The organism is Ureibacillus manganicus DSM 26584 (assembly GCF_000772945.1).
In the GTDB taxonomy this organism is placed as follows: domain Bacteria; phylum Bacillota; class Bacilli; order Bacillales_A; family Planococcaceae; genus Ureibacillus; species Ureibacillus manganicus.
This window is the reverse complement of record NZ_JPVN01000001.1, coordinates 297,805-308,970: the sequence shown is the minus strand read 5'-3', so window position 1 is coordinate 308,970 and position 11,166 is coordinate 297,805. Positions and strand designations below refer to the sequence as shown.

Here is an 11,166-nt window from a genome sequence, read left to right as displayed (position 1 = left end):
AAGTTGAGGGAGGCTTTTTAGTATGGAAAATGAAAGAAAACGCATTTTAAATTTAGTTGAAAATGGAACCATTTCAGCAGAAGAGGCTATTGTATTATTAGAAGCGTTATCAAAAGAAAAAGAATCCACTCAGGGGAAACCTGTTCCAGTACCATCTGCGGTTTCTAACCAAGAAAAAGAATCAGATCAACCAAAATTTGAAAAATACAACAAAGAGCATAAATCAAAACATAACTTTGAAGAAATGTTCAGCAATATGTTTAACAATAAAGAATCAAATAAGAAAATGAATGAGTTTATTAATGACTTAAAGCAAGATTTGTCTCAATTTAGTAGTAAAATGATGGACTTAGTAAATACCACATTCACGAAAGTTAAGGATTTTGATTTCGAATTTCCCTTCGGTGAAAAAGTAGAATTTAGTAACACTTATGAATTCAATAGTGATGAAGTAAGAGGAATTGAAGTTGACCTTCCTACAGGGAAAATTGATGTCGTAAAAAGTGAAACAGATCAAGTCATCGTTGAAACAAATGTAAAAGCTGCACTTGTTAATAACGATGAGGCAAAGACGAAAGAAGACTTTGAACAGCAATTTATCTCTCTAAAAGAAGGAAAATTAGATATTTCAACACCTTCTAAAATGTCACAAGTTACAATTCGTTTAGCATTACCTGAAAAGCACTATGATTTAGTAATGTTCCGATTATTAAATGGTGGAGTTACAGTTTCACAACTAGATACGAAATTATTAAAAATTAAAACATATAACGGCGCAGTTAAACTAGATCATATTAAATTCGAAACAGCTACGATAAATGGTGGTAACGGAGCAATCGATTTACGCAACGTGACAGGTGATGATATAGAAGCAGAAACTGTCAATGGACGCATTTATATTGATGGTAATTTGCAAGAAGTAGAAGCTGAATCCGTAAATGGAGCAGTAGTTGTGACAACGACTTCGGAAGCTCCACGCAAGATTAAAGCCAATACAGTAGCTGGTTCAGTTGAAATTTATGTTCCTAGGAATGTTAGTATTGACGGACAAGTTTCAACGAACTTTGGAAAATCCGATATTGGTTTAACTGATGTAACACATCGTTCAGAAGAAGACCAATTTTTAAGTAAAACTTTATCCTTTGGTAAAATTGTCGAAGGGGCTCCTACATTGAAATTATTAGGTGAATCGCGAACAGGTAGCATAATCGTTCGCTACACAGTACAATCAGACCACAAAGAATAGGTACAAATATAAAGAGTGAATCGCAGTGAATAACGCGGTTCACTCTTTTTTCTATGTTTTTGTTTATATTAAAGGGAAAATTAATTTTCACTTATGAAAATGCCAATATATCTGAATTTGACGGTCTATGTAAGTAGAAATTTGTCATTTGCTTGAAGAAAAAACAATTCTAAACGGAATATGAAATAAAAATGTAATAATATGAGTTTGAAAGAGTGATATAATCAAAAAAGGAATGAAGTGAAACATCCATAAGTGGAAACTACAGGGTTACTTTTAGTAATCCTGCGATTATTCATTTGTGGTTAGTTGAACCGAACAGTGTGTTAGCATCCGGTGACTCCAACCCAACTTCTGCGTACTTTTTTGAATTTGGTAGTAGGGAACATAGGACGCTCACAACGGGAAAAAAAGATAGAATTTAGGTGAATACATGATTTCGATGAAAGATGTCTACAAAAAATATCCGAATGGCGTTGTAGCTGCGAACGGTATTTCAGTTGATATTCGACAAGGCGAATTTGTATACGTGGTTGGACCAAGCGGTGCGGGGAAATCCACTTTTATAAAAATGATGTACAGTGAAGAAAAACCAACATCTGGTGATGTTATTATAAATGGAAAAAATATAACTAAAATGAAAAGAAACCAAATTCCTCAACTAAGAAGGGAATTAGGGGTAGTCTTTCAGGATTTTAAATTATTACCTAAACTAAGTGTATTTGAAAACGTGGCATTTGCATTGGAAGTAATTGAGGAACACCCAAAAGTGATTAAAAAACGAGTGATGGAAGTACTTGATTTAGTAGGGTTAAAACATAAAATGCGTATGTTACCTAGTGAATTATCCGGTGGCGAACAACAAAGAATTTCAATTGCTCGCTCCATTGTTAATGTTCCGAAAATTGTTATCGCGGACGAGCCAACTGGTAACCTTGATCCTGAAAACTCTTGGGAAATTATGAAAATTTTCGAAGAAATTAATACACGTGGAACTACAGTTGTCATGGCAACTCACAATAGAGAAATTGTAAATACAATTCGTAAACGTGTTATAGCAATTGAAGGCGGCATGATTGCTAGGGATATAGACGGGGGTGATTACGGTTATGAAGGCTAGAACAATTCGTCGACATTTCCGTGAGAGTCTAAAATCACTCAGTAGAAATGGTTGGATGTCTTTTGCGTCAATTAGTGCAGTAACTGTTACGCTATTACTGGTTGGGGTATTTGCCATCATTATGTTGAACTTAAACAATACTGCTAGTTCTGTAGAAGAAGACGTGGAAGTTAAAGTCCTTATTAATATTATTGAAGACGAGCAACAATTAAAAGCTGCTGAGGACAAGCTAATCCAACAGGTAAAGAGTATTTCAGGTGTAGCTGAGGCAAGATATTCTTCTAAAGATGAAGAATTAAACCTGCTCATTGAAAAACTTGGTGAAGAATTCAAGCTTTATGAACAAAGTAACCCGCTACGTAGTGCCATTTATGTTAAAGCGGAAGACCCATTAGAAATACTAACAATCTCAGAAAAGATTAGAAAACTTGAAAACGTACATAGCGTTGTAGATGGAAAAGATACTGTCGAAAATCTATTTGGTTTCTTAGAAACTGCTAGAAATATAGGTTTAGTATTAATTTTAGGTCTGCTATTTACAGTAATATTTTTAATTTCCAACACGATTCGAATTACAATTATCGCTAGAAAAGATGAAATTGAGATTATGAAACTTGTAGGTGCTACAAATTCCTTTGTTCGGATTCCATTTTTACTTGAAGGAATATGGATTGGAATTTTAGGATCAATTATTCCTATGATTGCAGTGTCTGTTGCCTACCACAATATATACGATGCGTTAGCACCAAGACTAAAAGGACAATTACTACAACTACTTGAAGTATCACCGTTAATTTGGCAAGTGAATGGATTAATGATTATTCTAGGAATCTTCATTGGTTTATGGGGAAGTTTCATGTCAGTTCGTAAGTTTTTAAAAGCTTAGTTGAAGGGAGTCTTGTGAGTGAAGAAACAAATTAAAAAGCGTATAAGTTTATTCGCTGCGATTGTAGCTATACTACTGATCGTACAAGTTCCGATTACATATGCAACTAGTTTGTCTGAGCTAAAAGGGCAAAAAAGTGAAATCGAGAAACAAAAAAGTGAATTAAACTCAGAAATTAAAGAAAAATCCTCAGAGATTAACACAATCGAAGGAAAACTCGATGAATTAGTAGCTCAAATAGAAACATTGAGTGCAAAAATTACATCTACAAACAAAGAAATTACTACAGTAAATGCTGAAATTGAAGAAGCGACAAATAATATCAATGCATTAATAGAAGAAATAGCAATTCTACAAGAGAAAATTGATCAGCGAGATCTACTTTTACAAGATCGTGCCCGTGCCATTCAAGAAAATGGGACGGTCGATTATTTAGACGTTTTACTTGGTGCTAATAGTTTCGTAGATTTTATTGACCGTTTTTCTGCGGTGAATACATTAATCGAAGCAGATCGCCAAATCATGCGCGAACAACAAGACGATCAAAAACAATTAGAAGAACAAAAACTAGTATTAGAGAATACGAAAAAAGAACTTGAAGAAAAACAAGCAGAGCTTCAAAGACTTAAAGAATCATTAAGTAGTCAAAAAGCTGAAAAAGATCGTTATATTAGCCAATTAGAAGCTGAGCAAGAAAAATTAAAGAATGAAAAGCAATTACTTGAAGAAGAATATTCAGAAGCTCTAATTTTAGATAAAGAATTAGACCAGAAAATTAAAGCAGAGCAACAAAGAATACTAGAAGAAATAAGAAAGCAAAATGCTGGGAATTTACCGAGTACTTCTGATGGTACATTTACAAAGCCTGCAAACGGTAGATTAACAAGTCCTTGGGGATGGCGTAATCTAGGCTTTGGTGCAGAATTCCACTATGGAATTGACCTTGCCAATAGCACAGGTACACCAATTGTATCTTCAGCAGGTGGTATCGTCACTTATGCTGCGCCGTTATCAACTTATGGTAATTGTATAATTATTACTCACTCAGTTAACGGACAGATCTTTACAACTGTTTATGCTCACTTAAGTTCAATTCAAGTAAGTCCTGGACAATCTGTAGGTAAGGGTCAACAAATTGGATTAATGGGTAGTACTGGACGCTCTACAGGTCCTCACCTACACTTTGAAATCCATACTGGTCCTTGGAATGGCCAAAAGGCAGGGAACGTAAACCCATTACGTTATATCTCTTTATAAAAAAATAGTAAAGTGACTCATTAGGTTAATTGACCGATTGAGTCACTTTTTTTTATGAATACCATAATAATTTGGAAAATTGTCATTGTCTATTCTGACTAAGTTAAGGAAATATGTGTTATTCTATTGGAAAATACTATACGAAAACATACGAGTTATATTTGATATAATGGTTTCTTTATGTAAGGAGGATTATTGTGAAAAAATCCATTATTGGTGTAATCGTCATACTTGGACTTGTGGCTATTATGCTAGGAGGATATATAAAAAATCAGATAGAAGCAAGTGAAACGGTCAATGAAAAATCCCTTGTAAAAGGTTACGAAGTAGATTTAAGTAAAGCAGAGTATGGCCTAAAAAAGGGACAGTATGCACCAGATTTCACACTGGAAACACTATCAGGTGAACCTATTACATTATCTGATTTAAAGGGGAAAAAGGTATTACTCAATTTTTGGGCAACTTGGTGTCCTCCATGCAAAAAAGAAATGCCAGATTTACAACATTACTATGAAAAATTTGCAAATGAAGAAAATGTTGAAATTGTAGCAGTAAACTTGACCCATACAGAGAGAACTATTTCTACAACAGATGTTGTTGAGAATGTTAAACTATTTGCTGAAAGCTACGATCTTACGTTTCCAATTCCGTTAATGAAGGAAGATTCGATTAGTAAAACTTATCAAATAATTACTATACCTTCAACATTTATGATTGATACGGAAGGCAGAATTCAACGTCAAATTATAGGTCCATTAAACGTAGATTCAATCCATGAATATGTAAGACAAATTGATTAACAAAATATGACGATTGTAATAAGAAAAAGAAATTCGACCTATGCAAGTGTTAGGTGACCACCTTCTTTCATAAATTGAAGGAGAGGAGGTTAATCTTTGCAAAAAGGTCGAATTTTTATTTTATTAGGTACTGTTTGTTTAATGATTGCATTATTTATAGTTTGGCAGAGTTTGAATAGTAAAAGTAAGGTAGAAACAAGTGTTAGTAATGTAGCTGTAATTGATGAGGTATATTCATTGATTTCAGAGAAATCGGTTTATAGCATTACCCAAGAAAAGCTAATCGAAGGGGCACTTCGAGGAATGACAAATGCGCTAGAAGATCCATATAGTACATACTATACGGAGAAAGAAGCTGCACTTCATAAGCAGTCGCTTGCTGGTCAAAGAGTTGGAATAGGGATTGAAGTAACCGAAAAGAATGGGCGTTTTATCGTTGTATCACCGGTGAAGTCCTCTCCTGCAGAAAAAGCAGGTATTCGACCATTCGACGAAATTGTACAAGTTGATGATCAAAGACTAGATGGAAAAACTATGGGAGAGTTGTTAAACCTTATTCAAGGTGAAGCTGGTCAAGAGGTAACACTCGTCATTTATCGTCCAAGCACAGACAGGCATATTACAGTAACATTAGAAAGAATGGAAATAAAGAACGATACTGTTGAATCGCAAGTAATTGAAGTGGAAAATGCTAAAATTGGCTACATTTCAATATCACTTTTTGGCGAAAAAACAGCAAATGAATGGGTTGAAGCAACAAATGAATTATTATCCCAAGATGTTGATGGCTTGTTAGTAGACTTACGTGATAACCCAGGAGGCTATCTACATAGCGTTGCAGCTGTTGTAAGTAGTGTTGAAAAAGAGGGAGAAGTATTTGCTTATATGCAAAATGGTGCAGGTGCGATGGAACCACTGCATACATCTAAAATAGAAGTAGAACAAGAATATATAAATAAAATGAATGACATTCCAATCATCGTTCTTCAAAACGAAGGAAGTGCTTCGGCAAGTGAAGTAATGTCAGGCGCACTGCAAAGCTGGGATCGCGCGACGATTGTAGGCGTTCAAAGCTTTGGTAAAGGGACTGTTCAAGAAACAATGGATTTACAAAATGGAGGCGAATTAAAGCTTTCGACGAATAAATGGTTAACGCCAAAACGTGATTGGATCCATGGAACAGGCATTAAAGTAGATATTGAAGTAGAGCAACATCCATTATTTTTACTAGAAGTAATCCCTCTCAAAGGTAACTTTGAAGAAGGAGACTTTAGTGAAGAAGTAGCGTATGTCCAAAAAGTATTAAACGGACTTGGATATACTGTGACGAGAACTGACGGTTTTTATGATAAAGAAACAGCAGATGCAGTGGCATTATATCGTGAAAGAAGCAACTTAGCGGAAGGCCGTCAAATGAACGACGAATTATTTAATAGCATTAGCGAGAAAGTAGTTGCTTACAAACAAGAGCAACAACACGATTTGCAATTACAGATGGGTATAAGCGTAATGATTCATACGATACAGGGGAATATTTGATTAAAAGAAATAACCATCAGTGGAGAGAAAGGAGAGTCTCTGCTGATGGTTTTACTGTTTAAGTGGGCTATGACGGACGTTTGCGCCAGGGAATCGGTTGGAAAGAGTCATCATAAGGGTGATGAAGACCATTTGCGCCAGAAAATCCGTAGGAAAAGGTCATCAAAAGGGTGATGAAGACCATTTGCACCAGAAAATCCGCAAGAAAAGGTCTTCATAAGGGTAATGAAAAGACCATTTGCACCAGAAAATCCGTAAGAAAAGGTCATCATAAGGGTAATGAAGACCATTTGCGCCAGAAGATCCGCAGGAAAAGGTCTTCATAAGAGTAATGAAGACCATTTGCACCAGAAAATCCGCAAGAAAAGGTCATCATAAGGCTAATGAAGACCTTTTGCGCCGGGAAATCTTTTGGAAAAGGTCATCATGAGGGTGATGAAGACCATTTGCGCCAGGAAATCGGTTGGAAAAGGTCATCATAAGGGAGATGAAGACCTTTTGGGCTAAGGAATCGGTTGAAAAAGGTCATCATGAGGGTGATGAAGACCTTTTGCGCCAGGGAACCGGTTGGAAAAGGTCATCATAAGGGAGATGAAGACCTTTTGGGCCGGGAAATCGGTTAGAAAAGGTTATCATAAGGATGATGAAGACCTTTTGGGCATGAAAATCTGATGGAAAAAGTAACCACTCGTTTAGAAAGTGTAAACGAAACCCGAAACACACCCGAAATGTCCTTCATAACTCAGATGAATGCCGTTTCATGATTATTGCACCCCCCGTAACGTAATCTACCATAAGAAAAAACTTTTTCTAATAATTTATCAAATAATCCCTTTTTCACTACGCAACTAATCTATTAGAATGATACAATGACAATAATAGTGAGTAGCGAACGGTGGGTGTTTAATAGATGATAGATATATTGTACGAATTTTTAAGAGCGGTTGGTCGCGTTTTTGTTAACCCAATTCTATATTTAACATTATTAATGGCTGTTTATGTAGGATATAGACGTGTGAAAAATGAGCGAAGACATTTTCATATTCGAATATTATCTGGTTGGGCTGAGGTAAAAGGACTTGTAAGTGAAAGTCTATTATTCTCATTATGTATTTCAGTACTCAGCCTACTTATTGGATTAACATTACCAGTAGAACTACTATACATCGTAACGATAGTTAGTATATTATCGCTACTAACCTTCTTCTTCCATTTACTTTCACCGATCATTTACGTTGCCATAAGCGTCTTAGCCCTTCTTATCATAGGATGGCAAAATTGGTCATTTAACGTATTAGGAATAGAATTCAATGGATTAGCAATAAATGATGGGTTCGCTTTAACGATTACGGTAATAGTAGGTCTATTACTTATTGCTGAAGGGTTACTTATACGGAAGAAGGGTGCCCAATACGCATCTCCTCGATTTGAACAAACAAAACGAGGCTTAAAAGCAGTGTCCTTTTTCAGTAAAAAGTTTTGGGTGTTACCGATCTTTTTCATCGTCCCTGGTGATGCCATACAGTCCTTTTTACCGTACTGGCCACAATTCACTTTAGGGTCTAACGAGTTTTCAATCATTCTTTTCCCTATAGTAATTGGATATCAACAAATGGCAAGAAAGACATTACCAGTCTATTTATATCCTAAATTAGGTCGAACAGTTCTAATATTAGGTCAAATTGTTGTGATTGGCGGTTTATTTGCATATTTCATGCCAATTATCGGTCTGATTGTTTTATTTGGCGGGGCAGTTTTACGATTAATGATTTCGTTTAATTACACATTAAAGGAAAGAAAAGATGTGTATGCCGTATCACAAAAATCTAATGGGGTAATGATTGCAGCAATTCTACCAGTATCTCCAGCAGAAAAAATGGGATTGAAAGCTGGGGAAGTGATTCGTAAAGTAAACGGTGTAGATGTTCAAACGAAACAAGAGCTTTATGAAGCATTACAAATAAATGCAGCCCATTGTAAATTAGAAGTACTTGATCATAAAGATGAGTTAAGGTTAACGCAACAAGTTGTTTATAGTAAAGATCATCATCAAATTGGTCTTATAGTAGCTGAATAGTTCCGGGAATCAAAGCAAGGGGTACAAGAGGAGTCTTATTATGGAGTCAGTCGTAGATAAAATAATACTTGCACTATTTTTACCTGGATTATTAGTCGTTCTTTTTACACGATTAACCTATAATCACATCGTAGCACTAATTTTATCGATTGCCCTTATTGCAGCATCTGTTTATGCCGGATATTCTACTCCAGCAATTGTTTTTGTTGTTGATGCATTATCATTAACAATTGGTTTTTGGTACGCTACGAGAATGATAAAACGTGTTAAGAATAGTAATCGTGATGATGAATAACAACGAAAATGCGATGGATTCTATAATCCATCGCATTTTTATGTACAGTTTGTCCCTCTATATAACTACTAGCTTAAAATAGATTTCTTAAAACCGCCATCGTCAACACACCAGCAATCACGGTTTGAGATAAACTCTTAGTGAAAATCGCAACAAAAACCGTTGGGATAAATGCCATTAAATTTAGCCACTCAAAGGTAACAAATTTCCCCTCAGCATTAAGAAGGGATTCTATAACTAGCGCACTTAATATACAAACCGGTATGTATGTTAACCATCTAAGTACAACATCTGGCAATTGAACGCTTCGAACAAGCATAAATGGGATGACCCTTGGTAACCAAGTAACCACAGCACACCCTAAAATAATTAGAAACATAGCTAGATTAGTTGTCATTTCTCAGTCACCACCCCAATTGTTGCAACAATAATTGTTGAAAACAAAACGGCTAAGTGGCCAGGTAAAAAATAAGAAAGGATATACATACAAACCGCGACGCAACCGATCAACTTTAAATAATGCATTAGTTTAGATTTTCCTACATCCACCAAGTTAAGTACAAGTAAAGCAACGAACATCGCAACCAGGGCAAAATCTAACCCCCAACTTTCTGCATCAGGAATCCATTTACCAACAATTCCACCTAATGTACAAGCAGCAATCCATGATAAATAAGCAGTTAAATTTAACCCATCCATCCACCTGCCACCAAGGTGATTTTCTTTCATTAGCTTTGTCACAGCTACACCAAATGTTTCATCTGTTAATAATGAACCGAAACCAATATTGCGAAGTGACGAGTATCTAGTTAAATGAGGCGCAACTGTCAATGACATTAAGAAGTGTCGAAGATTTACGATGAATGTTGTAATAATAATGATGGATACAGGTGCACCTGCAACATACAATCCACAAAAAATAAACTGAGCTGAGCCTGCATAAACAAAAACAGACAATAAGAAAATTTCTAATATTGATAAGTTAGATGTGATTCCTATAACTCCAAAAGCTAGTCCAATACTTATGTATCCGAGTAATGTTGGTATACAATCTCGTATTCCTTGAGAAAATGAATCTGTAGTCACTGTTTTCATTTCAGTTTGTGATACCAATTGAAATATCTCCTTTCAAAAATAGGGAGTATAATGTTCAAAATATTTGGTTTTATATTATAATAAATAGTGCCAAAGAATGTCTATGGAACCAATTGTAATTTTATCACGTTAATGTTATGTCGTACATAGATATAAAGTTATCCAATCATCAGATTTAGATTTAAAACATCATTGTGAGTTGAGGTGGTACCAATTGAGTGAATGGTTTACAGAAGAAAATATCCAATCATTGGCTTCAAGTTATCGTACACTCGGACCGCTAATTGGAATTTTGCTTCCTTTCTTGGAAGCATTATTACCCTTTTTGCCCCTTGTCGTCATCGTTGTAGCAAATGTTAGTTCTTATGGTTTATGGTTAGGTTTTTTCCTATCGTGGGTTGGAACTGTGCTTGGCTCGTATGTTGTCTTTTTAATTGTTAGAAAATTCGGAAGACATCCTAAGCTAAAGCGATTTATTGAAAGAGAAAATGTCCAAAAGCTCATAAAATTTGTCGATATGAGAGGCCTAAGTCCCTTATTTATTTTATTATGCTTTCCATTTACACCATCTGTCCTTGTGAATATTGTCGCTGGACTTTCTCACATAAAAAAAAAATATTATCTTTTTGTTATTTTAGCAGGGAAGTTTGTCATGGTTTTAAGTATTAGTGTGCTCGGATATGATATTGCTTCCTACTTTACAAATCCAATAAAGCTTCTATTCGTTGCGATTGGTATATTCCTTCTATGGATAATAAGTAAAACCGTGGAGAAACGATTAAATAAGAGAGTTGAAAAAGATTTAAAAGAAGCATCCTACCAGAAAAAGGCGAAGTAATATATTTGTTTCT

General features: G+C 35.3%; 11 protein-coding genes. 9 read left to right on the top strand and 2 right to left on the bottom strand.

Annotated features, from left to right (window positions below):
• Positions 1 to 22: 22 nt before the first annotated feature.
• The 8 genes from CD29_RS01470 (at position 23) to CD29_RS01435 (ending at position 9,220) form a co-directional block, all read left to right on the top strand.
• Positions 23 to 1,246, top strand: a complete 1,224-nt coding sequence (locus tag CD29_RS01470; RefSeq protein ID WP_036182041.1) for an SHOCT-like domain-containing protein — start codon at positions 23 to 25, stop codon at positions 1,244 to 1,246.
• 433 nt (positions 1,247 to 1,679) lie between these two features.
• Positions 1,680 to 2,366: a cell division ATP-binding protein FtsE gene (gene ftsE / locus CD29_RS01465; RefSeq protein ID WP_036182039.1), complete on the top strand. Its 687-nt coding sequence runs from the start codon at positions 1,680 to 1,682 to the stop codon at positions 2,364 to 2,366.
• The gene (gene ftsX, locus CD29_RS01460; RefSeq protein ID WP_036182037.1) at positions 2,356 to 3,252 is read left to right on the top strand and encodes a permease-like cell division protein FtsX; all 897 of its coding nucleotides are present in this window, start codon (positions 2,356 to 2,358) and stop codon (positions 3,250 to 3,252) included. Before ftsE ends, ftsX begins: the two co-directional genes overlap by 11 nt.
• A gap of 18 nt (positions 3,253 to 3,270) precedes the next feature.
• Positions 3,271 to 4,509 carry a murein hydrolase activator EnvC family protein gene (locus tag CD29_RS01455; protein WP_052123938.1) on the top strand — a complete coding sequence of 413 codons (1,239 nt, stop codon included), beginning with the start codon at positions 3,271 to 3,273 and terminating at the stop codon, positions 4,507 to 4,509.
• 197 nt (positions 4,510 to 4,706) lie between these two features.
• Complete coding sequence (locus CD29_RS01450) at positions 4,707 to 5,309, top strand: redoxin domain-containing protein (protein WP_036182035.1); 603 nt, start codon at positions 4,707 to 4,709, stop codon at positions 5,307 to 5,309.
• A 96-nt stretch (positions 5,310 to 5,405) separates the two neighbouring features.
• Positions 5,406 to 6,848 (top strand): S41 family peptidase, encoded by a 1,443-nt coding sequence (locus CD29_RS01445; protein ID WP_036182033.1) that lies wholly within the window; start codon positions 5,406 to 5,408, stop codon positions 6,846 to 6,848.
• A 910-nt stretch (positions 6,849 to 7,758) separates the two neighbouring features.
• Complete coding sequence (locus tag CD29_RS01440; RefSeq protein WP_036182031.1) at positions 7,759 to 8,925, top strand: PDZ domain-containing protein; 1,167 nt, start codon at positions 7,759 to 7,761, stop codon at positions 8,923 to 8,925.
• Positions 8,926 to 8,965: 40 nt separating this feature from the next.
• Entirely contained in the window at positions 8,966 to 9,220 is a 255-nt protein-coding gene (locus CD29_RS01435; protein WP_036182030.1) for a CsbA family protein, read from the top strand.
• Positions 9,221 to 9,293: 73 nt separating this feature from the next.
• Here the strand turns inward: CD29_RS01435 and CD29_RS01430 are convergent, their stop codons facing one another.
• Together CD29_RS01430 and CD29_RS01425 are read right to left on the bottom strand one after the other, a co-directional pair.
• Positions 9,294 to 9,617, bottom strand: a complete 324-nt coding sequence (locus CD29_RS01430) for an AzlD domain-containing protein (RefSeq protein WP_036182029.1) — start codon at positions 9,615 to 9,617, stop codon at positions 9,294 to 9,296.
• Entirely contained in the window at positions 9,614 to 10,315 is a 702-nt protein-coding gene (locus tag CD29_RS01425; RefSeq protein ID WP_036182151.1) for an AzlC family ABC transporter permease, read from the bottom strand. The genes CD29_RS01430 and CD29_RS01425 overlap by 4 nt, the downstream gene beginning before the upstream one ends.
• A 214-nt stretch (positions 10,316 to 10,529) precedes the next feature.
• On the opposite strand from CD29_RS01425, the gene CD29_RS01420 reads away from it, so the two are divergent.
• Positions 10,530 to 11,153, top strand: coding sequence for a TVP38/TMEM64 family protein (locus tag CD29_RS01420; protein WP_036182028.1), 624 nt, complete (start codon positions 10,530 to 10,532; stop codon positions 11,151 to 11,153).
• Positions 11,154 to 11,166: the final 13 nt, after the last annotated feature.